Genomic DNA, 21,632 nt, shown 5'->3' with positions numbered 1-21,632 from the left:
CATCGGAGGAGAGGCTTATGCGCATACTGTTTATTGTTCTGCTGGTGTTGGGTGTGGCGGGTTGTAACCGTTATTCGTTCGATCACCACCTCAATAGTGCCTATGAGGCCTATGACCGCGGCGAATGCGAGGCGGCCATCCTGTCGCTGTCCAAGGCCGAGCGCAACAGCCGCTCGCGGCGCTATATGCAGCCGGAAATTTCCCTGTTACGCGGCCAGTGCCTGGAGCGTCAGGCGCTGTTCGTCGACGCCATGCAGACCTATCAGTTTATCGTCACCAATTACCCTGCCAGCGAGTACGCTTATCGCGCCCGCGCGCGCATGGACACTCTGCGCCAGCTGGGGCACGACGGTGTCGATGTGGCGGTCAAGGTCACACCGGTGAAGCCTTGACCGCTGGTCGTTACAGGCCATAGAAGGCTATTTTCGGCAGTAAGCTGAAACTTTACGGGAGGGAATCCATGCGCGTTTTGTTGTGCCTGTTGTTATTGCCGGGGGTAGCGGCTGCGGACATCTACCGTTGGACCGATGCCAATGGCCAGGTGCATTTCGGCCAGCGTCCAGCAGCGGTAGGGGCCGAGAAGGTCGAGGTTAAACCGCAGGTGGTCGAGCGTGACCAGCTGACCCGTGAGCGCGAAGAGCGCACCAGTCGGTTTTACGACGCGCGCCGCGACGAACAGGCGCAGGCGTCTGTGGCCGCCGCCGAGCGTCAGGCCAAGCGCGCTGAGGAATGCCGCGAGCTGCGCAAAAAACTGGCTTCGATCCCCGAAGGGCGCAGCTATTACCGCCCTGAAGCAAATGGCCAACGCAGCTATTACACGGATGAACAGGTCGATACCGCTCGTCAGCAACTGCAGAGCCGGGTGTCTGAACGCTGTTCCTGAAACTGGTTTAAGCGCAGTAGTGGGGCCATACTCAATGGCCATCTATAGCGATTTGCCACTATGCCCAAGCATGTTCAGCGCAGCATCGAACGCCATCAGTTGCCTTACTACCTGAAGGTGTTCAATCGCATCACCGACAAGCCTATGGGCTATATCGGTAACGTCTCCCTGGACGGGCTGATGCTGATCAGCCAGCTGCCTCTGTTGGTGGGCGCACGCTTTGATATGCGCCTGAAGATTCCCGGGCACGATGCGCCGCACTACATCGATTTCTCCGCCACCTGCCAATGGTCCCGCGAGGATGTCACTCCCGGCTGCTATGACTCAGGGTTCGCCCTGGTCGCCCCGCCCGGCGACTATGTCGAGATGGTTGATGCTCTGCGCCATTACTTCAGTTTCCGCTCGATTGCAGCATCCGCCTGATACGCGGCTGGCCGATTGAGCAGGCAATAAAAAACCGCCCTAGTGGCGGTTTTTTATTGCTCAGCCCTTTAGGCGCTGACGCTTTGCTCCAGTTGCAGCAGTGCATCAGAGCGCGACTGTACTTCGCGGTAGCGCTCGGCGTCGCTGGCGAGAACGTCAGCCATGGCCGGGAAGATCTCGTTCAGTTTGGTGCGCCATTGCTCTGACTTCACCTGCTCGCCGAAGCAGCGCTGGATCAGGTCAAGCATGATCGAGACTGTTACCGACGCGCCTGGTGAAGCGCCGAGCAGGGCGGCCAGAGAACCGTCTTGGGCTGCCACCAGTTCGGTTCCGAACTGCAGGATGCCGCCGTTTTTCGCATGCTTCTTGATGATCTGCACGCGTTGGCCGGCTATCTCAATGCGCCAGTCTTCGGCTTTGGCCTCTGGATAGAAGCCGCGTAGGGTTTCCAAACGCTTCTCTTCGGACTGCAGCACTTCCTTGATCAGGTAGCGGGTCAGGTCGAAGTTGTCGCGCGCTACGGCCAGCATTGGGCCAATGTTGTTAAAGCGGATCGACAGCGGCAGGTCGAGGAATGAACCGCGCTTGAGGAACTTGGTGGTGAAACCGGCGTAAGGGCCGAACAGCAGTGAGGTCTTACCCTCCACTACGCGGGTATCCAGGTGCGGTACCGACATCGGCGGCGAGCCGACTGCAGCCTGGCTGTAGACCTTGGCCTGGTGTTGCTTGACCACTTCCGGGTTATCACAACGCAGCCACTGGCCGCTGACCGGGAAGCCGCCAAAACCTTTGCCTTCCGGAATGCCGGACATCTGCAGCAGCGGCAGCGCCGCGCCACCGGCGCCGAGGAAGACGAACTTAGCCTGAATTTCCCGGTTGCTGCCGTTATTCAGGTCTTTGACGCTGACGCGCCAGCCTTGGCCGCTGCGCTTGAGGCCAACGACCTTTTGGCTGCAGGTGACTTTGGCTTCGTTCTGTTGGCGGAGATGGTCGAGCAGGTGGAGGGTCAGTGCGCCGAAGTTCACGTCGGTACCGGCCATTACGCGGGTGGCAGCAATAGGCTCGTTCGGGTCGCGACCCGGGAGCATCAGCGGCATCCATTTCGCCATAGTGGCGCGGTCTTCGCTGTATTCCATTGCGCTGAAGGCGTGATGAGTGGTCAGCGCGTCGAAGCGCTTCTTCAGGAAGTCGATGCCTTTTTGGCCGCGCACAAAGCTTAAGTGCGGAACCGGGCTGATAAACGATTTAGGCGAGCCAAAGCGACCTTTCTCGACCAGGTAGGCCCAGAACTGCTTGGATTCCTCGAACTGAGCATTAATGGACACCGACTTTTTGATGTCGATCGAACCGTCTTCAGCTTCCGGCGTGTAGTTCAGCTCGCACAAGGCCGCATGGCCAGTACCCGCATTGTTCCACGGATAAGAGCTTTCGCTTGACGCCGTGCTCATCATCTCGAGGACTTCCAGCTTGATAGCAGGATCGAGTTCTTTCAACAGTACGGCCAAGGTCGCACTCATGATGCCGGCACCAACCAGCACCACATCCATTGTTTCGTAATCGTTTTGCGCCATTACCACTTCTCCGCAAACCAGCACTCAATAGACGTTAGTCAGCTTGTGTATGCACACAGCCAATCAGCAGTCGGCGAGACGCTCAGGGTTGAAGGGAACAGGCTTCTGGGTGCAGATGCCAACCGCGAGATCGTTCATTTTCGCCACACTCTTGTGAAGTTTTCCAAACCGTTTTTTCACGCTCTTTTGGAGTCGTGAACCTCAAAACACGTCTGCCTGGGCCGACTTTTCCACGACGTAAAGCGACCATTGCAGCAACTGCATGGCATTTCACAGTGGGAAAAAGCGGCAGCCGGAAGGCAGCGCGAAGTGGGCGACTCTCTGGGGCGCGGCCGATGAATGGTGCATCAGCGTGACGGCAGGGCCCGAACAGGAGGCGTCCTTATAATCGGGGCGCGATTATAAGGGCAAAGCAGGAAAATTGATCGCCTGGTGTGACTTTTCTTCTTCCGCTGGTCAGGCCGCCAGCGTTTGCCGCACGCGCAGGCATGGCGTGACCTGAACGGTTCTGACGCCGGCTGGCAGCGGCCGATTGAGCCAGCTCATGCAGCTGTGTTGCACCTCAATCCAGCCAGAGCCTTGTGGCGCCTGGGCTGACTGGCGCAGGGCGCGGCAGATGCCTTGCGCATCAATCAGGGCAAATGAGCGCATCGGACGGCGTGGTACAAGCAGGCTGCGCAGTGAAAACATGCTGGGTCACTCACTAACAGGGAAGACTAAAGTCTTATGCCTGATGTGCATGACAAGGGCGTTACGGGAACCTGTTGGCGCGATAAACGTCCTAGCGCTGTCAGGCATTTACTGCGCTGGTTATACTGCGCGCCACTTCTACCCCTTATTTATGGAGAGTTGAGCATGCTGCATCGTCTGCTGTTTGGTCTGGTGGCTGTTGCCAGCCTTACTCTGGTGGGTTGCGCCCACAGCCCGCAACAACTCAGCCCACAACCCAAACTCAATAGCCCGCTGACCGCCGTTGGCCAGGGCCAGCCGGTAGTGGTGCGGGTGGCCGATGGTCGTCCTTCGCCCGTACTGGGCACTCGTGGTGGTCTTTACCCGGAAACCAGCGCCATCAGCGTGACCGGCCAGGACATCCTGCCCAAGCTGCAGGCCCAGGCTGAAGCGGCCGTACGTCTGCTCGGCTTTACCCCAAGCGCCAATGCCTACAACGCGCCGCAGTTGACCCTGACCCTGGCTGAACTGAAGTATCAGTCGCCCAAAGAAGGCCTGTATGTGACCGAGGCGGATATGACCGCGACCTTCCGCGTTGATGTGCAGAACAGCAGCCGTCGCTACAGCGGCCGTTATGGCGCGTCACTGAACCAGCGTTTCGGCATGGCGCCAAATCAGGCGACCAATACCAAGCTGGTCAGTGATGTGTTGAGCGATGCCCTGACCCGCGCCTTCAAGGACCCGACCATCGGCCAGATGCTCGCGCAGTAAGCCTTGTTGAGGTAATAAAAAGCCCGGATTATTCCGGGCTTTTTTATATCTGCATTTTGCGGCCGTTCAGGCAGCTTCGCTGTAGAACTCGGGCAGGCTTATGCCGGTGCGTGTGTCTATGTCAGGCAGGGCGTAATGCTCGTGGCCGCCCATGGCGCAGTAGACCAGCCAGTGGTCGTCCTGCACATTGAAAGACAGCCCGTCGATGACGGCTTCCACGTCATCCAGCGAGTCAATCAGGTAATCGCGGTCTTGCGGTTGGGCGTGCAGCATGGTGCGTTCCTCCATGGATGATTAAGACCTGTCACCGTGCTCGAAGCCTTTTTGGCCAAGGCGTTGGGACGAGTGTTAGACCATAGCTCACGCAGATGACAGTGTTTAGACCGCTTGGTCATAGTGACTGCGATTCGTCGGAATCGAACCGCGAGCCCTGCAACCTTCGGTAGACTCCGCGCCCGTATTTGGACTGCCCGATACTGCATCGGGCGTGCTGTTAATCAGGCGTGGTGTTGATCGCATGCCTTATAGATGTCGTAGAGGTTGAGCATGTCGTTGCAAGCGCTCTGGTTGCTGATCGAAGGTCAGCCTGGGCAGTGGCTTAACGGGCTGGCGCTGTTTTTTGCCCTGGCGGGTGCCTGGCTGCTACTGGCTACCCGCATACGTGAACAGCATGCATCGGCGCGACTGTTGGCCGGCAGTGAACTCAATGAGCTGGCGGATGAAGCCTATGCCTGTGATGAGCCGACGCTGCGCCTGAACCAGTTCTTCTACCGTTTTGGCTACGCCTGCCTGGCCTCGGCATTGTTGTTGTCCTGGTTTAGCACGCAGCTGTAACGCAGTTTCTCGGCTGATAAAAAACGGCAGCCATTGGCTGCCGTTTTTTCTGGCCGGGTTTTGCTTACAGCGGCAGGCCGGCCTTGATCCGGTACTGGTTACGCACCGGGTTGGCGTATTGCAGGATCAGGTAGGGCTGCTGCTCACTCGGGCACTTGGCCAGGCGTTGTTGCCATTCGCTCTGCGCCGCACTGAGCTCTGCTGCGGGGAACAGTTCGGCAGCGCTGGGAACGGCCAGCTCCGGGTCGCGATCAGCCCACATGGCGTAGGCCAGGTAGTGCACGGGAAACAGCCGATAACCCGTGAGAATCTGCCGGTCCATCTCTGCCGCCAGCAGTTTGCTGTCTTCCAGGCCCTGGCTGACCGGCGCACCGAAGTGCACGTGCACGCGGCCTTTGTAGCCGGTAATGCCGAGGGCGATGCTCTGGTCATCCTCGCCTGCCACCTTGGTGTAGCTGCCACTGCTGGCGCGGATAAACAGCTCGCGGGCCTTGGCCTGGTCGCAGGGGTCGTACTCGTAGCTGATCGATACCGGGGTCAGACGCAGGGCGCTGATCACCTCGGCAAACGGCTCAGCCTTGCGGCTCATATGGAACATCTTGAGGATTGCCGAATCGGTGCGGTCATCACCATCCTTGGCGCGGCCTTCGGCCTGGGCGATCCAGATCGACTCGCCATCAGTGCGGATCGAGTGATTGATATAGGCCGATAGCAGCTGGTAAGCCGCCAGCTTCTCGCGCCGCCCGCTGATTGAGCGGTGCACGATAAAACTCTTGTTCAGGCGCATCAGGTCGCTGACAAAGGGCTTCTGCAGCAGGTTGTCGCCAATCGCGATGCGCGGCGTCGGCAGGCCGGCGTGGTACACCGCGTAGTTGACGAACGCCGGGTCCATGACGATATCGCGGTGGTTGGCGAGGAACAGGTAGGCGTTGCCGGCTTGCAGGTGCTCGATACCGGAATAGCTCACACCATCGGTGGCCTGCTCAATGGTACGGTCGACATAGCTCTCGATGCGCGTCTGCAATTGCGCCACCGAACGTACGTCGCGAAACTCAAGACGCAAGCGATAGGCTATAAGTGGTTTAAGCAGCCAGCCTAAAGGTGCCGCCAGGCGCGGGAAGCGGAACTGGGTGAGGATGCCGAGAAATGCATCATCGGCCAGCAGGCGCGCCAGCACGGCAGGGACTTCGGCGTCGGCGTAAGGTCGGATGGCATCGAATTCGCCCATCATGCTCTCTTGTTGTGGTTGGCTGTGGAGATGCTCACTGCGCTGGTCGTCGCGCGTGACAATGGATAATGCGCGTCTGCAGGGCCAGCTATAGACCGGCGATTATAACGCCAAGTCACAAGGAGACAGCGATGCTGGAAAGCCAGGACTACCAATGCCCTTATTGTGGCGAGCAGGTTGAAGCGCTGCTCGACCTGTCGGCCGGCGATCAGCAGTACATCGAAGACTGCCCGGTGTGTTGCCGGCCCATCGTATTTTCGCTGCAGACCGATGGCGAGGACTGGAGCCTGGACGTGCGCGGGGAGAATGACTGATGCAGCGAATCTACGAGCCGCAGGACCTGATGGAAGGCGAGCTGTTGCTGGGTATGCTCGCCAGTGAAGGGATCGACGCCTATCTCACTGGGCAACACCTGGCCGGTGCCGTGGGTGAGTTACCGGCCTGCGGTTTGCTCGGGGTGATGGTTGAGGATGCTCAGGCATACAGCGCACAACAACTGATCGCCGCGTACAATGCCGCGCTGCCGCTGCCCGGCGATGAGCCGGATAGTTTCCAGGGTACGTTGCTCTGCTAATTGCCTGGTTAGGGTCTGCTGCGCGTCGGCCCTGCTGCCTTTATTTCAAGTGTTATCGAGTTTCCCATGTGTGGACGTTATGCCCTGTTCCGTTGGACGCCCGCATTTGCGGCGATTCCCGGTTTTCCCGCTGATCAGTTACCGCACTGGAGCATTTCGCCCAATAGCCAGGTGTTGCTGCTGCGCAATGTCGAAGGCGAGCGCCAGTTGACGCGCGCGCGCTGGGGGCTGACGCCGCCCTGGTTGACTGATCTGACCAAGACGCCCGCTCAGGCCCGTGCAGAAACCCTGGCCGAACAGCCGATGTTTCGCGAGGCGTTTCGATTGCGTCGCGGCCTGCTACCGGCCAATGGCTTCTATGAATGGCGCGGCACGGCACGTAAACGCCCGTACTGGCTCACTGGCGAGACCACGCCGCTGTATTTCGCTGCCTTGTGGGAGGCTTATCCGGTTGAGGGCTGCGTCTACCTGAGTGCAGCGGTAGTGACTCAGGCTGCAGCCAGTCAGCGTCGCCCGCTGATTCTCGATGAAGCCGGCCAGGCCGCCTGGTTGGCTGTCGACACCCCTGCAGTCGACTTGCAGGCTGTATTGGCGAGTCCGCCGCCCGCGCTGCGCGAGCGGGTGCTGGCCAACTTGATCAATGATCCTAAGTTGGACGCGCCAGAGTGCCTGACGCCGGCTTAGACCTTAGGTATGGATGAATAAAAAGGGCGGACTGCAGTGCAGTCCGCCCTTTTTATTGCAGCTTGATCAGACCTTGAACTGGTTGATCAGGCGGCGTTGCTGTTCGGCCAGCTTGGTCAGTTCGGCACTGGCCTGGCTGGCTTCGTCGGCGCCACCGGCCGCTTCATTGGCCACCTGACCGATATTGGTGACGTTGCGGTTGATGTCCTCGGCCACCGCGCTTTGTTCTTCGGCGGCGCTGGCGATCTGCGTGTTCATGTCGTTGATCACCGAAACCGCCTGGGTGATCGATTCCAGTGCCTCGGCGGCCTGGCTGGCCTGTTGCACGCTGACCTCGGTCTTGCCCTGACTGTCTTCCATGACCTTGACCACATCGCGCGTGCCCTGTTGCAGCTGCTGGATCATGGTCTGGATTTCTTCGGTAGCCTTCTGGGTTTTCTGCGCCAGGTTGCGCACCTCATCGGCCACCACGGCAAAGCCACGCCCCTGTTCACCTGCGCGGGCCGCCTCGATGGCGGCGTTGAGCGCGAGCAGGTTGGTTTGCTCGGCGATCCCGCGAATCGCCACCAGGATGGCGTTGATGTTCTCGCTGTCTTTGGCCAGGGTTTGTACAACGGTGACCGCGCGGCCAATTTCCTGGGCCAGGGCGGCAATCGCCTCGGCGGTGTGCTGCACCGTCTGTTTGCCCTGATTGGCGGCGCGGTCCGCATGATTGGCGGCCTCGGCGGCATGGGTGGCGTTGCGTGCCACGTCCTGGGCGGTGGCGGTCATCTCATGCACGGCAGTGGCGACCAGTTCGATCTCCGCCAGCTGTTTCTGCACGCCGGTGTTGGTGCGGATGGCGATGTCGGCGGTGTGTTCTGAGGAGTCGCTGACCTTCTGCACCGAACTGACCACCTGGGTAATCATGCTTTGCAGCTTGCCGAGAAAGGTATTGAAGCCCCTGGCAATATCGCCCAGTTCATCACTGCGGTTGACCTCCAGGCGGCGGGTTAGATCGCCATCGCCCTGGGCGATATCGTCGAGCATGACCACCATCTGCCGCAATGGACGGGCGATGCCATAGCCGACAAACCAGATCACCAGCATGCCAATACCGGCAACCAGCAGGCCCACCAGGGCCATGCCCAGGGTGTCAGCCTCGGCTTGCTCAGTGAGACCGGTCTGCAGCTCGTTCAAGTCCGCGAACACCGCACTGGTCGGCAGTACGATGGCCAGGGTCCAGCGTGTCGAGGTGCCGGCCACCTGGAACGGCAGCAGCAGTTGGAGTAGTTGGCGTTCTTTGTCGAGCTTGTTGATCGGCTGGTCGTTGCTACTTTGTTTGAGTTGATTGAGCAGCTCGGGGTCGATGGCCTTGCTCGCCGGCTGGCCAACCAGGGTGGCGTCCTGGGTCGCTGCAATCAGGGTGCCGTTGGAGGCGATCAGGGCAAGTTCGCCCGCGCCGTCGTAGAGCTCACCTTTGGCGATGTTCAGCCGCTCCTGGATAAAATCCAAGGCCAGGTCGTTGCCGGCAACGCCGCGGAACTGGCCATTGACCATGATCGGCGCGTTGAAGGCAGCGACCAGTACCTGCTTGCCGCCGAAGTCGTAGGAGGCCGGGTCGATCACGCAGGGCTTGCCGGTTTCCTTGGGGCACAGGTAGTACTCGCCCGTGCGCACTCCAGTGGGCTGCACGTCCTGGCCTTCCATCTGCTCCACGGTCAGGGCGTCGAGCTTCAGCTGGTCACCATCACGGTACCACCAGGCCATAAAGCGGCCGGTGTGGTCATAGCCGTTTTCCTTCTGGTTGACGTAGAGGTCGTCGTCCTGATCGAAGGCGTTGGGTTCCCAGCCGATGTAGAGGTCAAGCAGTTCCGGGTTGGCCTTGAGGTACACACCGACCAGTTTGCTCAGCTCCTCGCGGGTCAGGCTGATGCCGGGGCTGCCGCCATCAATGCTGCCCATCTGGCTGTTGAGGGTGGCCAGGGCTTTTGCGACTGTCATGGGGTGCTCAAACTGGCGCTGCAGCTGGCCGACCTGAGCTTTGGCCAGGGCGTTTAGACGTTGGTCGATCACATCCTCTAATAGGCCTTGGGTGCGTTCTTGCACTTGGGTCTGGGTGCGCGCTCCGGCGAACAGGGCGTAGAGCACCAGGGCGACAACCACTGCCAGGATGCTGGCCCCCGCCATAAGTGCAACGGAGGACTGGATCGACTTGAATCGCATAGGGACTCCTCAACGTGTTAGTTGCGCCTGTCCCTGGCTTATCGGCAGCGTAGCTTCAAAGCATTAGCGCGCTGCTGTATCTAGCAAAGAGCCTGGAGGGCCATAGTGCAAGTCGTGCGGGTTGTTTTGCCCAGATGCACGGCCTAGCATACGGTCCCTGTCGTGAAGGAGAACTGACATGAATACCCCATTTCGTCTGGCCAGCCTGGCGCTTTGCAGCCTGCTGACGGCCTGCCAGGCTGTGAACACCACCAGTGGTGGCGCCGTAGGTGTTGAGCGCAAGCAGTACATGTTCAGCATGCTCTCGACCCAAGAGGTCAATCAGATGTATGCGCAGTCTTATCAGCAGACCCTCGGCGAGGCGTCTAGCAAAGGCGTGCTGGATAAAACCAGTAATAATGCCAAACGTCTGCGCACCATTGCCGATCGGCTGATCAAGCATGCCCCGTTGTTCCGTCCGGATTCGGCGCAGTGGCAGTGGGAGGTCAACCTGATCAAGAGCCCTGAGCTGAACGCCAACTGCGGGCCTGGCGGCAAGATCATTTTCTACAGCGGAATCATCGAAAAGCTCAAGCTCACCGACGATGAGATCGCCGCGATCATGGGCCACGAAATGGCCCACGCCTTGCGCGAGCACAGCCGCGAGGCGATGTCCAAAGCCTATGGTGTCGAGCTGGCCAAACAGGGCGCGGGTGCCTTGCTCGGTCTGGGCTCCGACAGCTTGGCGCTGGCCGATGCAGCCGTGCAGTACGGCATGATGCTGCCGAATAGCCGCGGCAATGAGAATGAGGCTGACCTGATTGGTCTGGAGCTGGCGGCCCGTGGTGGCTATAACCCTAATGCCGCCGTCAGCCTGTGGCAGAAAATGGCCGCCGCCAGCGAAGGTGCACCGCCTGAGTTTATGAGCACGCACCCCTCCTCAAGCAGCCGAATCGCTTCTCTACAGGCGGCGATTCCCAAGGTGATGCCGCTGTATGAGCAGGCGCGCTAAAGCGCGGTAAACAAAAAGCCCCGATTGGGGCTTTTTGTTGAGCGTTAGCTGTTCAGGGCAGTGCCTTGGCGGCAAAGGGTTGGGTGGCCAGGCCCAGTTGTGAGCGGAAGCTTTCCATGTCGAACATGGTGCAGATTTCCTGGATTTCATTGTTTGGGGTAATGGTCCAGAAGGCCATGGCCGAGATGCTCAGCACTTTGTCGCTGGGCGGGTAGCCGAGCGCGGGCTTCTGGATGGTGCCGATCAGGGTGCTCCAGGTAACGACCTTGTTGCCCTCGGCGATGCATTCTTCGATCACTACCTGCAGATCCGGCATGGCGTGGCGGATGTCCTGCACCATCTGGGCAAATGCCGGGCTGGTCAGCGGCCTACCGATAAACGAGCTCTTGTAGAGAAAGTCTTTGCTGTGCAGCTGCTCAGCCAGCGCTGTGCGGCCTTTGTTCCACGACAGCTCGATATGGTGACGAACCAGTTTTTTCCGATCATCCAGTGACATGGGTGTCTCCCTGACGGCTGAGTGGGCAGGATGTTGCGCACTGTAGCAGCCGTCTGGAAGCTGGGGTATTGGCCGAAACGCCAGTGCCCTGGCGTCAACTTGATGTCAAATAAGCCCGCTGAACGTCAGCGCCTGGTATCCCGCATACACGGCCAGTGCGGCAAAGGCGCAGGCGGCTAGGCGGCGAATCAGCGTCAGTGGCAGGCGTTCGGCGGCAAAGTTGCCGGCCAGCACCACCGGCACGTTGGCAATCAGCATGCCCAGGGTGGTGCCGATGACCACCAGGATAAAGTGCGGGTATTGCGCGGCGAGCATTACGGTTGCGATCTGGGTTTTGTCACCCATTTCCGCGAGGAAGAACGCGATCAGGGTGGTCAGGAACGGGCCGTAGCGCTTGAACTTGGAGCTTTCATCGTCATCCAGCTTGTCGGGGATCAGCGTCCACAGCGCTACGGCAACAAAGCTGGCAGCAAGCGTCCAGCTCAACGTGGCGGGGGAGAAGAAGCTGGCAACCCAGTTGCCGATAGCGCCTGCGGCGAAATGGTTGGCCAGGGTGGCGACCACGATGCCGCAGATGATCGGCCAGGGTTTGCGAAAGCGTGCGGCCAGCAATAGCGCGAGCAACTGCGTTTTGTCGCCGATTTCGGCCAAGGCAACGATAAAGGTTGGAACAAACAGGGATTCGAGCATCAGGCTTTCCTAAAGGGGCGGGTCGACATGGCTATGACACGTACAGCCTTCCCGCCCCGGGTAAGGTGTGCGTGTCATAGGTCTTGTCAAACCGCAGGCCACAACCGAGTGGGCCTTGGGTCGCACGCACCATGCTCTGCTGAGCAAGTATGTTGACGCGTGCCGGGCGAGCTGGCGCTCGCGGGAGACTACTCCCCTAGGACGCGCGCATTCTGCCCGCGCATCTGTGATAGGGCAAGCCCCGTTTAGCCTTTGCTGGCGCGGTAGATGCGAAAGCCCTTGGCGTCGGCCAGGGTCTGGCAGGGGCCGAGGTGCTGTTCGATCAGTGGCGGGTATTTGAGAAAGCTGTTGGCGACCAGGCGCAATTCGCCTTTGCTGGCCAGGTGCTGGTTGGCCTGGCGCAGCAGGTGCTCGGTGGCCTGGTAGTGGGTATGTACGCCCTGGTGAAAGGGCGGGTTGCTGAGGATCGCGCTCAGCCCGGTGGGCGCGGCATCGATGCCGTCGCCATTGATGACGTCAGCCTGCAAGCCATTGGCGGCCAGGGTCAGGCGACTGCTTTCGACGGCAAAGGCGTCCACGTCCAGCAGGGTGATCTGGCTGTCCGGGTAGCGGCGCTTTAGCGCCGCGCCGAGTACACCGGCCCCGCAGCCGAAATCCAGGATATGCCCGCTGGGCAAACCATCGAGGTGTTCAAGCAACAGCGAGCTGCCTACGTCCAGTCGGCCATGGCTGAATACGCCGGGCAGGCTGAGTACCTGCAGTGGACCGTCGGCCAGAGCCAGTTCGTAGCATTGCGCCAGGCTGTGTAGGTCCGGCGTGGCGGGTGCGTGCTCAACCCGTACCTGCCAGAGCTGGCAGTGCCGCGCGCTGTCGAGCTTGCGTGCCTGGCCGAAGCTCGCCAGCTGCTTGGCGGCGCGTTCAATACCGGCGCGCTTTTCACCCACCAGAAACAGTTCGCGGCCATTCAGGCGCGCCGCCAGAGCATTGAGCAGGTATTCAGTCAGCTCGCGGGATTTCGGCAGAAACAGCACAGCTGCGGGAAAGTCGCGCTCGCCAGGCTGGGTGCCAAAGTGGCAGCGATTGCTGAAACGGGCGTCCAGCAGCCCGTGCTCGCCGGCATGCCAGCTCCAGCCGTAGGCCGCGGGGAGTTGACCGAGCAGGTCATCCGCCGGCAAACCGGCAAGCAGCAGCGGGCCGTTGAATAGATCGGCTTGGCGCAGCAGTACTTCGCTTCGCGGGTCCATAAGCGCTCCTCGAAAAAAGTCGCGTAGCTTAGCTGACAACGCGGATGGCTGCGCCGTTGAAGAAGGCCAAAGCGTTTTCACTGAGCTGGCCGACGATGCGTTGCCGCGCTTCGCGGCTGCCCCAGGCGCTGTGCGGGGTGATGATTAGCCTTGGAATATCGGCAGCGAGCAAGGGGTTGCCGTCTTTTGGCGGCTCCTGAGTCAGCACGTCGGTTGCCGCGCCGCCCAGGTGGCCGGCGCGCAGTGCATCAGCCAGAGCCTGCTCATTGATCAGGCCGCCGCGGGCGGTATTGATCAGAAAGGCCGTGGGCTTCATCAGGCTGAGTTCGCGGGCATCGATCAGGTTCAGGGTGTCGCTGGTCAGCGGGCAATGCAGGGTAAGTGCATCGACCTGGGGTAGCAGTTCATCCAGCGGCAGGCGGTCGGCACGGGCAGGGCGGCCGGGCAGCTGGCCGAGCAGCACGCGCATGCCAAAGGCTTCAGCCAGTTTGGCGACTGCGCCACCCAGCTCACCATGACCGAGCAGGCCGAGGGTCTTGCCGTGCAATTCGGTGATCGGGTAGTCGAGCAGGCAGAACTGCTGGGCCTGTTGCCAGTGGCCGGCGCGAACGTCGCGTTGGTAATCGGGCAGCCGCGTGGCCAGCGCCAGTAGCAGCATCAGGGTGTGTTGCGCCACGGATGGCGTGCCGTAACCCTGGCAGTTGCTCACGATTACCCCGTGAGCGCGGGCGGCGGCCAGGTCAATTGGGTTGGTGCCGGTGGCGGCCAGCAACACCAGCTTCAGCCCCGCGCAGGCGGCGAACACTTCGGCATTCAGCGGCACCTTGTTGCTGATCGCGACCTGTACGCCCTGCAGGCGTTCGATGGTTTGTGCCTGGGTGCTGTGTGGATACAGCTGCAGGTCGGCAAAGCAGCCGCTCAGGCTGGACAGGTCGAGGTCGCCCAGGTCGAGTGAGCTGTGGTCGAGAAACACGGCGCGGTGACTGTTACTCATCAGCTGTATCTATCCTGCGGGTTTGGGCGGGGAGTAAGGTGGCGAGCCTAACAGAATCATTTCGACGTCGCGGAGCCGCCCCATGTACTGGACCGAGTTTTTAGCTGTGGCCCTGATCCACTTGCTGGCTGTGGCCAGCCCTGGCCCGGATTTCGCGATTGTGGTGCGCGAGAGTGTGGCGCACGGGCGGCGTGCCGGCATCTTCAGTGCGATTGGTGTGGGCTGTGGGATTTTTATCCATGTGGCCTATTCGCTGCTGGGGATCGGCTTGATCGTGTCGCAATCGATTGTGCTGTTCAATGCGCTGAAGTGGCTCGCGGCGGGCTATCTGCTGTATATCGGCATCCGTGCGCTGCGTGCCAAGCCGGCCAGCCCGAGCGACGCCGAGTTGAGCCTGGGTGAGGGTGAGCGCACGCCGCGTGCCGCCTTTGTCGCCGGTTTTGTGACCAATGGCCTGAACCCCAAGGCCACGCTGTTTTTCCTGTCGCTGTTTACCGTGGTGATCAACCCGCATACGCCGCTGCCAGTGCAGGCGGGCTACGGCGTTTATCTGGCGGTGGCCACGGCGCTGTGGTTCTGCATGGTCGCGCAGCTGTTCAGCCACCAGCGGGTGCGTGCCGGTTTTGCGCGGATGGGCCACTGGTTTGATCGGCTGATGGGGGCGGTGCTGGTGGGGTTGGGCGTCAAGCTGGCTTTTAGCGAGCTGCGCTAAGAACCTGTCTAACGCCTGCTGCGCGTCGGCCCTGCTGCGTTAAAAACAGGCTCGGAATGCTCATTTACATCAGTAAACTCCGCTTCCTTGCCTGTTTTTGCCTTGCATGGTTCTAGCTCGCAAGACGTTAAACAGGTTCTGGGTCGAACGCAGTAACAAAAACGCCCCGCATTTGCGGGGCGTTTTTGCGAGTGCAGAGCCGATTTACTCGTCTTTGCCTTTGCTGCGCATCGCGCGCTGCACTTCGCGGTCGGCGTCGCGCTCTTTCTCGGTGTGGCGCTTGTCGAAGTCTTTCTTGCCCTTGGCCAGGGCAATCTCGCACTTGATCAGGTGCGCCTTCCAATAAATCGACATGGCCACGCAGGCATAGCCTTTCTGCTGCACGGCGCCGAACAGCTTGTCCAGCTCGCGTTTATTCAGTAGCAGTTTGCGGGTGCGCGTCGGGTCAGCGATCACATGGGTGCTGGCCGCCGTCAGCGGGGTAATGTGGCAGCCCATCAGCCAGGCTTCGTCGTTCTTCAACAGCACGTAGCTGTCGACCAACTGGGCCTTGCCGGCGCGCAGACTTTTCACTTCCCAGCCGGCCAGGACCAAGCCTGCCTCGAACCTGGATTCGACGAAGTAGTCGTGCATCGCCTTCTTGTTTTGCGCGATGGTGCCTTGCGGGTGTTTCTTTTGTTTAGCCATAGGGCGCGCATTATAGGGAGTCACTGGCGCGGGCGCTATGTGTGCGGCAGGGCAAAATCAGCTTTGCCAGGCGTCTGGTGCCTCGCGGCGTCGGCTGCGCTTGAGCCGCCCTGGCTAATCCCCGACAATGCGCGATCTTTTTCAATAGAGCAGGCTAGCCGAGCATGGCGAACGATAAGGTTTCGATACACGGTGCCTGGGCCAGCCGTTGGGTGTTTATTCTGGCGGCGACCGGTTCGGCGGTCGGACTGGGCAATATCTGGAAGTTCCCCTATATGACCGGCATGTACGGCGGCGGGGCTTTCGTGATGATGTACCTGGTGTGCATCTTTATGGTCGGCTTGCCGATCATGCTCGCCGAAACCCTCATCGGTCGGCGCGGCCGGCAGAGCCCGGTGAATACCCTCAAGACCCTGGCCATCGAATCGGGCGCTTCACCGAAATGGTCCTGGGCGGCGCTGGTGGGGATGGTTGCCGCGTTGCTGATTCTGTCGTTTTACAGCGTGGTGGCCGGCTGGTCTCTGGATTACATCCTCAGCATGGGCGGCGGGCAGTTTGCCGGCGTGAGTGCCGAGGGCGCTGGTGCGGCGTTTGGTGCGCTGACGGCCGATCCCTGGCGGCTGACCCTGTGGCATACGCTGTTTATGCTGCTGACCGGCTTTGTTATCGCCCGTGGCGTGGTGGCCGGCCTTGAGCGCAGCCTGCGTATCATGATGCCGCTGCTGTTTGTGCTGCTGCTGGTGCTGCTGGGTTACAGCATGACCACCGGGCACTTTATGCAGGGCTTCCACTTTCTCTTCGATTTCCAGCCAGATCGCGTGCTCGATGGCGTGCTGGCGGCCATGGGTCATGCCTTCTTCACCCTGAGCGTCGGCGTGGGTGCGATCATGGTCTACGGCTCGTACATGCCGAAGAACGCCTCGATTGGCGGCACCATTCTGACCGTCGGCATTCTCGATACCCTGGTGGCTCTCACGGCAGGTATGGCGCTGTTTCCAATCGTCTTCGCCGGTGGTCTGGAGCCTGGCGCAGGGCCTGGATTGATGTTTGTCACCCTGCCGGTTGCGTTCGGCAATATCGCTTTTGGCCAGGTGATGGGTACGCTGTTCTTTATCCTGGTGCTGATCGCTGCCTGGACCTCGTCGATCTCCATGTTAGAGCCTGCGGTGGCCTATCTGGTCGAGCGCACCAAGCGCAGCCGGGTGCTGGTGACCAGCGTGTTGGCGTTCCTCTGCTGGGTAGTCGGCATGGGTACGGTGCTGTCCTTTAACCTGGGCGCGGAAGCGAAGTTCTTTGTCTTCGGTGAGGATGGTTTCCACCTGTTTCAGTGGGGCGCTGAGGGCGGGCGGAATTTCTTTGATACGATTGATTATCTGACCAGTCGCATTCTGTTGCCGTTTGGTGGCCTGGCATTCGCCATATTCGCCGGTTGGGTGCTCAAGCGTGAGGTGGTGCGTGAAGAGCTGGCGATGAAAAGCCCGCTGCTGTTCAACGTTGTCTACTGGTTGATTCGTGTGGTCGCGCCAATTGGCGTGCTGATCGTGTTTGTCGCAGAGCTGAGCAAATGATCGCCTGCATCCTGTTTAGCCAAGTGGTTGGGTTATGAGTACGCATATTCAGCGTTCGGCACTGTTGCCTTACCCGGCGCGGGCGCTGTTTGATCTGGTCAATGATGTGGCCAGTTACCCGCAGTTTCTGCCCTGGTGCTCGGCCAGTGAAGTGCTTGAATCAAGCGATACGCATATGCGCGCCAGCCTGGCGGTGGCCAAGGGCGGCTTGAGCCAGCGCTTTGTCACCGCTAATACTCTGGTGCCGGGCGAGTTGATCAAGCTGACCCTGGTCGAGGGGCCGTTTACTCAGCTGTATGGGCATTGGGAATTCAAGGCGCTGGGCGACAAGGCCTGCAAGATCAGCCTCGATTTGACCTTTGACTACGCCGGGCCGCTGGTACGGGCGACCCTCGGGCCACTGTTCAATCAGGCTACCAATACCCTGGTCGATGCATTCTGCCAAAGGGCCAAGCAACTCTATGGATAAGCCTACTATCGTGGTCGAAGTGGTCTATGCACTGGCTGATAAGCAGAAGCTGCTGCGCCTGAGCCTGCCTTATGGCACCACGGTGCGTCAGGCGGCGGTGCAGTCCGGAATGCAGGCGCACTTTGCCGATCTGGATCTGCACAACAGCCCGCTGGGTATTTTCGGCAAGGCAGTGAGCAAGCCCGATGAGCGTGTGCTGGAGGACGGAGAGCGGGTGGAGATCTACCGGCCGCTGATTGCCGACCCGAAAGAAGTACGCAAGCAGCGTGCAGCCAAGGCGGCGCAAGCCAAAGCTGAGGATGCTGGGCAGTAGCTGCTTATGCCGGTAGGGATACAGGTATAAAAAAGCCCGGACATGTCCGGGCTTTTTTATCAGCAAAATTTACTGCGGTGTGCTTTCCAGCGGCTCTGGGGTGGGCACTGGCACGACTTTCACGTCGTCCACTTCGCGCTGAATCTGTTCAAGCAGCGAGCCCGGCGCAGGTTTTTCTTCAACCTGAGGGCGCTGCGTAGCCTGTGGCGTGGTAACGCCGCTGTCTTCGCCCAGGATGGCCTGATCGCGGCTGACGCCCGGCATAAAGTCACCGGACAGGCCGACCAGTTGGTCTTCGGCGTTGAAGTTGACGCTGACGCGCTCCTGCAGGCGCTTACCGCCGCCCGGTTGGATGCTGTACAGGTAATCCCAGCGGTTGGCATGGAAGGTGTCAGTGAGCAGAGGGTTGCCCATGATAAACCGCACTTGCCGACGGGTCATTCCCGGGCGCAACTGGTCTATCATGTCCTGCGTGACGACATTGCCCTGTTGGATGTCGATTTTATAAACCCCGGGGAATGAACAACCGGCGAGTGCGAGTAGCCCCGTAAGAGTGAGGCTGGTCAGCAGGAGTTTGGTTTTTTGCATCGGTGGGCGACTTCCACTATCTTGGCTGGGCAATATAACCCCGGATCATACCCGCAATAAAGGAAGCTGCGAAGCCGCTTCCGTGAGAAAGCAGACCATGGTTGAAAATAGCGAACTACGCAAGGCTGGCCTGAAAGTGACCCTGCCACGGGTCAAGATACTGCAAATGCTCGACTCTGCCGGTCAGCGTCACATGAGTGCTGAAGATGTCTACAAGGCATTGATGGAGGCGGGTGACGACGTAGGTCTGGCGACTGTGTACCGCGTACTGACCCAGTTTGAAGCAGCAGGTCTGGTGGTTCGTCATAACTTCGATGGCGGTCATGCGGTCTTCGAATTGGCGGACAGCGGCCATCACGACCATATGGTCTGTGTCGACTCTGGTGAGGTGATCGAGTTCTTCGACGCCGAGATCGAAAAGCGTCAGAAAGAAATCGTCAAAGAGCATGGTTTCGAGCTGGTCGATCACAATCTTGTGCTCTATGTGCGCAAGAAAACCTGATTGATGCAGCAGGCATAACAAAGGCGACCCTCGGGTCGCCTTTGTGCTTTCTACGGGCTGGGTATCAGGCCTGGGCGCTGCCAACCATCTGCCGGGCGTGGGCCAGGGATTCTTCGGTGAGATCCACGCCGCCGAGCATGCGGGCGATTTCCTCGACCCGCTGCGCTGGGCTCAGTTTGCTCACCGCAGTGCGGGTGGCATCGCTTTCGCGCACTTTGTGCACGAACAGGTGCTGATGGCCTTGCGCGGCAACTTGCGGCAGGTGGGTGACGGTCAGTACCTGGCCGCGCTCACCTAGGCGACGCAGTAGCTGGCCGACCACTTCGGCGGTGGGGCCGCCGATGCCGACGTCGACTTCATCGAAGACCAGGGTTGGCACCCGCGAGGTTTGCGCGGTGATCACCTGAATCGCCAGGCTGATGCGCGACAGTTCGCCACCCGAGGCGACTTTGGCCAGAGCCTTCAACGGTTGGCCAGGGTTGGCGCTGACCAGAAATTCCAGCTGTTCCAGGCCGTTGGGGTGCGGCTCACTGTTGCTGTTGGCGCTGAGCTTTATGTTGAAACGCCCGCCGGGCATGCCTAGCGTCTGCATTTCCTGCTCGACAGCAGTGGCCAGTTGGCTGGCAGCGTTATTGCGCAGGGTGCTGAGTTCCGCTGCCTTTTCCTGGTAATGCCGTTCAAAGGCGGCCAGTTCATCATTCAGGCGTTCGGCTGCCTGGTCGTCGGCGTTGAGGCTTTCCAGTTCTTCGAACAGCTGTTGCTGCATGGCGCCCAGCTCGGTTGGCTGGATGCGGTGCTTGCGCGCCAGGGTGTAGATCGCATCCAGACGTTCCTCCATCTGCCGCAGGCGCTCGGGGTCGGCGTCGAAGTGGTCGAGAAAGCGGTTCAGTTCGCCGACGGCTTCTTCTACCTGGATCTGTGCGCTTGCCAGCAGGTTGGTGGCTTCGCTCAGTGCACCAGGCTGACCTTGAAAGGCGCCGAGGCGATTGAGACTGCTGGTCAGGGCCGAAAGCACGTTGCCGGCGTCATTCTCGCTGCATTGCTCAATCACCAGTCGGCAGGCGCTGAGCAAGCTTTCGGCGTTGGTCAGGTTCTTGTGTTCCTGTTCCAGGTTGTCCAGTTCGTTCTCGCCCAAGGCCAGGTTGTCGAGTTCTTCCAGCTGGTAGCTAAGCAGTTGATGGCGTGCGCGCTGTTCGTCGCCGATGCTGGAAACCCGCTCCAGCTCACTCTTGGTCTGTTTCCAGCGCTGCGCGGCGAGCTGCACCTGGCGCGCCAGTTCCTGGCTGCCGGCGTATTCGTCGAGCAGGCGGCGGTGGGTGTCGGGCTTGAGCAGGGACTGGTGTTCATGCTGGCTGTGGATGTCGATCAGCAGCTCGCCCAGGGCCTTGAGGTCACCCTGCGGACAAGGCGAGCCGTTGATATAGCCACGCGAGCGGCCTTCTGCAGTGATCACGCGACGGAGGATGCACGGGCCGTCATTGTCCAGATCACGTTCGGCCAGCCAGGCGCGCGCTTCGGGGATGTCGTGCAGGTCGAAGCTGGCGAGGATGTCCGCCTTGTCCGCGCCGGGGCGCACTACGCCGCTGTCGGCGCGATCACCCAGAGTCAGGCCGAGGGCGTCGAGCATGATCGACTTGCCTGCACCGGTTTCCCCGCTGATTACGCTCATGCCGGCGTCCAGCTCTAGATCAAGGTGTTCAACGATGGCGTAGTTGTGTACGGACAGGTGCACCAGCATGGCGAGGGCCTCCCAAGTTCATGTCTGGTTATTTATACAGTGTTTTTTTGTGGGCTGACAATCTGTCTGCTGTCCTTGAAACCAGTTTTTTTGACCCCATATAGCGGTCAGGCACGTGAGTTGAGGCTCGCGTCGGATTTTAAGAGGAGAGACGCATGGCTGACGAACAGACCCTGGATACGCAGAACCCCGATGTACAAACAGCTGCCGAAGCGGCTGCGGGTGATGACCTGGTTGCCCGCGTGCAAGCGCTGGAAGAGCAACTGGCCACTGCGCAGGATCAGTCGCTGCGCATGGCTGCCGATCTGCAGAACGTGCGCCGCCGCGCCGAGCAGGATGTAGAAAAGGCGCACAAATTCGCTCTGGAGAAATTCGCCAACGATCTGTTGCCGGTGGTGGATAGCCTGGAGCGTGGCCTTGAGCTGTCGAATCCGGATGATGAGGCGATCAAGTCCGTACGTGAGGGCATGGAGCTGACGCTCAAGCTGTTCGGCGACACCCTCAAGCGCCACCAGTTGGAAGCCATTGACCCGCATGGCGCGCCGTTCAACGCCGAGCACCATCAGGCCATGGCGATGCAGGAAAGCACCAGCGTCGAGCCTAACAGCGTGCTCAAGGTGTTCCAGAAGGGCTACATGCTCAATGGTCGTCTGCTGCGCCCCGCCATGGTGGTGGTCAGCAAGGCACCGGTAGAAGCGCCGCCATCGATCGATGAGCAGGCTTGAAATTCGCCGAGCTGCCCCCATTAAACAGTCAAGCGTTTTAGTGCTACCGCCGCTGACAACGATCAGCGGCGGG

Annotated in this window: 27 protein-coding genes, 1 pseudogene and 1 riboswitch; of the genes and pseudogenes, 15 read left to right on the top strand and 13 right to left on the bottom strand. The window is 60.3% G+C overall.

All coding sequences use genetic code 11. The annotated features are described in order from the left end of the window. Nucleotides 1–17: 17 nt before the first annotated feature. The 3 genes from Q8M42_RS07155 (at nucleotide 18) to Q8M42_RS07145 (ending at nucleotide 1,306) form a co-directional block, all read left to right on the top strand. Nucleotides 18–392 carry a tetratricopeptide repeat protein gene (locus Q8M42_RS07155; RefSeq protein WP_304871009.1) on the top strand — a complete coding sequence of 125 codons (375 nt, stop codon included), beginning with the start codon at nucleotides 18–20 and terminating at the stop codon, nucleotides 390–392. 68 nt (nucleotides 393–460) lie between these two features. Further along, the gene (locus Q8M42_RS07150) at nucleotides 461–883 is read left to right on the top strand and encodes a DUF4124 domain-containing protein (RefSeq protein ID WP_304871008.1); all 423 of its coding nucleotides are present in this window, start codon (nucleotides 461–463) and stop codon (nucleotides 881–883) included. 60 nt (nucleotides 884–943) lie between these two features. After that, nucleotides 944–1,306, top strand: a complete 363-nt coding sequence (locus Q8M42_RS07145; protein ID WP_304871007.1) for a PilZ domain-containing protein — start codon at nucleotides 944–946, stop codon at nucleotides 1,304–1,306. 68 nt (nucleotides 1,307–1,374) lie between these two features. Here the strand turns inward: Q8M42_RS07145 and mqo are convergent, their stop codons facing one another. Both mqo and Q8M42_RS07135 read right to left on the bottom strand, forming a co-directional pair. Next, on the bottom strand, nucleotides 1,375–2,877 hold the full coding sequence (gene mqo, locus Q8M42_RS07140) for a malate dehydrogenase (quinone) (protein WP_304871006.1): 1,503 nt from the start codon (nucleotides 2,875–2,877) through the stop codon (nucleotides 1,375–1,377). A 456-nt stretch (nucleotides 2,878–3,333) separates the two neighbouring features. Further along, nucleotides 3,334–3,567, bottom strand: a complete 234-nt coding sequence (locus tag Q8M42_RS07135; protein WP_304871005.1) for a hypothetical protein — start codon at nucleotides 3,565–3,567, stop codon at nucleotides 3,334–3,336. A gap of 165 nt (nucleotides 3,568–3,732) precedes the next feature. Here Q8M42_RS07135 and Q8M42_RS07130 point away from each other — a divergent pair, with 165 nt between their 5' ends. After that, nucleotides 3,733–4,317 (top strand): YajG family lipoprotein, encoded by a 585-nt coding sequence (locus Q8M42_RS07130; protein WP_304871004.1) that lies wholly within the window; start codon nucleotides 3,733–3,735, stop codon nucleotides 4,315–4,317. A 66-nt stretch (nucleotides 4,318–4,383) separates the two neighbouring features. Here Q8M42_RS07130 and Q8M42_RS07125 read toward each other — a convergent pair whose 3' ends face one another. Beyond that, on the bottom strand, nucleotides 4,384–4,590 hold the full coding sequence (locus tag Q8M42_RS07125; RefSeq protein WP_304871003.1) for a hypothetical protein: 207 nt from the start codon (nucleotides 4,588–4,590) through the stop codon (nucleotides 4,384–4,386). Between the two features lie 273 nt (nucleotides 4,591–4,863). Here Q8M42_RS07125 and Q8M42_RS07120 point away from each other — a divergent pair, with 273 nt between their 5' ends. After that, nucleotides 4,864–5,151, top strand: a complete 288-nt coding sequence (locus Q8M42_RS07120; protein ID WP_304871002.1) for a hypothetical protein — start codon at nucleotides 4,864–4,866, stop codon at nucleotides 5,149–5,151. Between the two features lie 64 nt (nucleotides 5,152–5,215). On the opposite strand, the gene Q8M42_RS07115 is transcribed toward Q8M42_RS07120, so the two are convergent. Continuing rightward, entirely contained in the window at nucleotides 5,216–6,382 is a 1,167-nt protein-coding gene (locus Q8M42_RS07115) for a 1-acyl-sn-glycerol-3-phosphate acyltransferase (protein WP_304871001.1), read from the bottom strand. A gap of 128 nt (nucleotides 6,383–6,510) precedes the next feature. Here Q8M42_RS07115 and Q8M42_RS07110 point away from each other — a divergent pair, with 128 nt between their 5' ends. The 3 genes from Q8M42_RS07110 to Q8M42_RS07100 all read left to right on the top strand — a co-directional run bounded on the left by Q8M42_RS07110 (nucleotide 6,511) and on the right by Q8M42_RS07100 (nucleotide 7,637). Then, nucleotides 6,511–6,693 (top strand): CPXCG motif-containing cysteine-rich protein, encoded by a 183-nt coding sequence (locus tag Q8M42_RS07110; protein ID WP_090375916.1) that lies wholly within the window; start codon nucleotides 6,511–6,513, stop codon nucleotides 6,691–6,693. Further along, nucleotides 6,693–6,953 (top strand): putative signal transducing protein, encoded by a 261-nt coding sequence (locus tag Q8M42_RS07105; protein ID WP_304871000.1) that lies wholly within the window; start codon nucleotides 6,693–6,695, stop codon nucleotides 6,951–6,953. Before Q8M42_RS07110 ends, Q8M42_RS07105 begins: the two co-directional genes overlap by 1 nt. A 66-nt stretch (nucleotides 6,954–7,019) precedes the next feature. Beyond that, nucleotides 7,020–7,637: an SOS response-associated peptidase gene (locus Q8M42_RS07100; RefSeq protein WP_304870999.1), complete on the top strand. Its 618-nt coding sequence runs from the start codon at nucleotides 7,020–7,022 to the stop codon at nucleotides 7,635–7,637. A gap of 66 nt (nucleotides 7,638–7,703) precedes the next feature. Here the strand turns inward: Q8M42_RS07100 and Q8M42_RS20945 are convergent, their stop codons facing one another. Together Q8M42_RS20945 and Q8M42_RS20940 are read right to left on the bottom strand one after the other, a co-directional pair. Next, complete coding sequence (locus tag Q8M42_RS20945; protein WP_370870345.1) at nucleotides 7,704–8,546, bottom strand: methyl-accepting chemotaxis protein; 843 nt, start codon at nucleotides 8,544–8,546, stop codon at nucleotides 7,704–7,706. Between the two features lie 15 nt (nucleotides 8,547–8,561). Then, nucleotides 8,562–8,726 (bottom strand): annotated as a pseudogene (locus Q8M42_RS20940) (HAMP domain-containing protein); the annotation flags it as partial. A 1,294-nt stretch (nucleotides 8,727–10,020) separates the two neighbouring features. Between Q8M42_RS20940 and Q8M42_RS07090 the strand changes: the two are divergent. After that, the gene (locus Q8M42_RS07090) at nucleotides 10,021–10,833 is read left to right on the top strand and encodes a M48 family metallopeptidase (protein ID WP_304870997.1); all 813 of its coding nucleotides are present in this window, start codon (nucleotides 10,021–10,023) and stop codon (nucleotides 10,831–10,833) included. Nucleotides 10,834–10,885: 52 nt separating this feature from the next. On the opposite strand, the gene Q8M42_RS07085 is transcribed toward Q8M42_RS07090, so the two are convergent. From Q8M42_RS07085 to Q8M42_RS07070, 4 genes are all read right to left on the bottom strand, one after another. Continuing rightward, nucleotides 10,886–11,329 (bottom strand): ketosteroid isomerase-related protein, encoded by a 444-nt coding sequence (locus Q8M42_RS07085; RefSeq protein ID WP_304870996.1) that lies wholly within the window; start codon nucleotides 11,327–11,329, stop codon nucleotides 10,886–10,888. A gap of 105 nt (nucleotides 11,330–11,434) precedes the next feature. Further along, nucleotides 11,435–12,019 (bottom strand): TMEM165/GDT1 family protein, encoded by a 585-nt coding sequence (locus Q8M42_RS07080; RefSeq protein WP_304870995.1) that lies wholly within the window; start codon nucleotides 12,017–12,019, stop codon nucleotides 11,435–11,437. A gap of 76 nt (nucleotides 12,020–12,095) precedes the next feature. After that, nucleotides 12,096–12,228, bottom strand: a riboswitch (yybP-ykoY riboswitch). A 36-nt stretch (nucleotides 12,229–12,264) separates the two neighbouring features. Next, nucleotides 12,265–13,263 (bottom strand): class I SAM-dependent methyltransferase, encoded by a 999-nt coding sequence (locus tag Q8M42_RS07075; protein ID WP_304870994.1) that lies wholly within the window; start codon nucleotides 13,261–13,263, stop codon nucleotides 12,265–12,267. A gap of 28 nt (nucleotides 13,264–13,291) precedes the next feature. Beyond that, a complete protein-coding gene (locus tag Q8M42_RS07070; protein WP_304870993.1) occupies nucleotides 13,292–14,257 on the bottom strand; it encodes a 2-hydroxyacid dehydrogenase in 966 nt (321 codons plus the stop codon). 82 nt (nucleotides 14,258–14,339) lie between these two features. Here Q8M42_RS07070 and Q8M42_RS07065 point away from each other — a divergent pair, with 82 nt between their 5' ends. Then, nucleotides 14,340–14,969, top strand: coding sequence for a LysE family translocator (locus Q8M42_RS07065; RefSeq protein ID WP_275961704.1), 630 nt, complete (start codon nucleotides 14,340–14,342; stop codon nucleotides 14,967–14,969). 204 nt (nucleotides 14,970–15,173) lie between these two features. Here Q8M42_RS07065 and smpB read toward each other — a convergent pair whose 3' ends face one another. Next, on the bottom strand, nucleotides 15,174–15,656 hold the full coding sequence (gene smpB / locus Q8M42_RS07060) for an SsrA-binding protein SmpB (RefSeq protein WP_090255207.1): 483 nt from the start codon (nucleotides 15,654–15,656) through the stop codon (nucleotides 15,174–15,176). Nucleotides 15,657–15,820: 164 nt separating this feature from the next. On the opposite strand from smpB, the gene Q8M42_RS07055 reads away from it, so the two are divergent. Genes Q8M42_RS07055 through Q8M42_RS07045 form a run of 3 tightly spaced genes read left to right on the top strand, consistent with a single transcriptional unit; the run spans nucleotide 15,821 to nucleotide 18,006 of the window. Continuing rightward, nucleotides 15,821–17,224, top strand: a complete 1,404-nt coding sequence (locus Q8M42_RS07055; RefSeq protein ID WP_304870992.1) for a sodium-dependent transporter — start codon at nucleotides 15,821–15,823, stop codon at nucleotides 17,222–17,224. Between the two features lie 34 nt (nucleotides 17,225–17,258). After that, nucleotides 17,259–17,693 carry a type II toxin-antitoxin system RatA family toxin gene (locus Q8M42_RS07050; protein WP_275961702.1) on the top strand — a complete coding sequence of 145 codons (435 nt, stop codon included), beginning with the start codon at nucleotides 17,259–17,261 and terminating at the stop codon, nucleotides 17,691–17,693. Beyond that, nucleotides 17,686–18,006, top strand: a complete 321-nt coding sequence (locus Q8M42_RS07045) for an RnfH family protein (protein WP_304870991.1) — start codon at nucleotides 17,686–17,688, stop codon at nucleotides 18,004–18,006. The genes Q8M42_RS07050 and Q8M42_RS07045 overlap by 8 nt, the downstream gene beginning before the upstream one ends. Before the next feature lie 69 nt (nucleotides 18,007–18,075). Here the strand turns inward: Q8M42_RS07045 and Q8M42_RS07040 are convergent, their stop codons facing one another. Continuing rightward, nucleotides 18,076–18,594 carry an outer membrane protein assembly factor BamE gene (locus tag Q8M42_RS07040; protein WP_304870990.1) on the bottom strand — a complete coding sequence of 173 codons (519 nt, stop codon included), beginning with the start codon at nucleotides 18,592–18,594 and terminating at the stop codon, nucleotides 18,076–18,078. Between the two features lie 97 nt (nucleotides 18,595–18,691). On the opposite strand from Q8M42_RS07040, the gene fur reads away from it, so the two are divergent. After that, nucleotides 18,692–19,096, top strand: a complete 405-nt coding sequence (gene fur / locus Q8M42_RS07035; RefSeq protein ID WP_136665255.1) for a ferric iron uptake transcriptional regulator — start codon at nucleotides 18,692–18,694, stop codon at nucleotides 19,094–19,096. Nucleotides 19,097–19,160: 64 nt separating this feature from the next. On the opposite strand, the gene recN is transcribed toward fur, so the two are convergent. Continuing rightward, nucleotides 19,161–20,834: a DNA repair protein RecN gene (gene recN / locus Q8M42_RS07030; protein WP_304870988.1), complete on the bottom strand. Its 1,674-nt coding sequence runs from the start codon at nucleotides 20,832–20,834 to the stop codon at nucleotides 19,161–19,163. Between the two features lie 155 nt (nucleotides 20,835–20,989). On the opposite strand from recN, the gene grpE reads away from it, so the two are divergent. Beyond that, entirely contained in the window at nucleotides 20,990–21,559 is a 570-nt protein-coding gene (gene grpE, locus Q8M42_RS07025) for a nucleotide exchange factor GrpE (RefSeq protein ID WP_304870986.1), read from the top strand. The last annotated feature ends 73 nt before the right edge of the window (nucleotides 21,560–21,632 follow it).

Source organism: Pseudomonas sp. (assembly GCF_030684895.1).
Classification (GTDB): Bacteria; Pseudomonadota; Gammaproteobacteria; order Pseudomonadales; family Pseudomonadaceae; genus Aquipseudomonas.
This window is presented reverse-complemented; position numbering and strand designations above follow the sequence as displayed.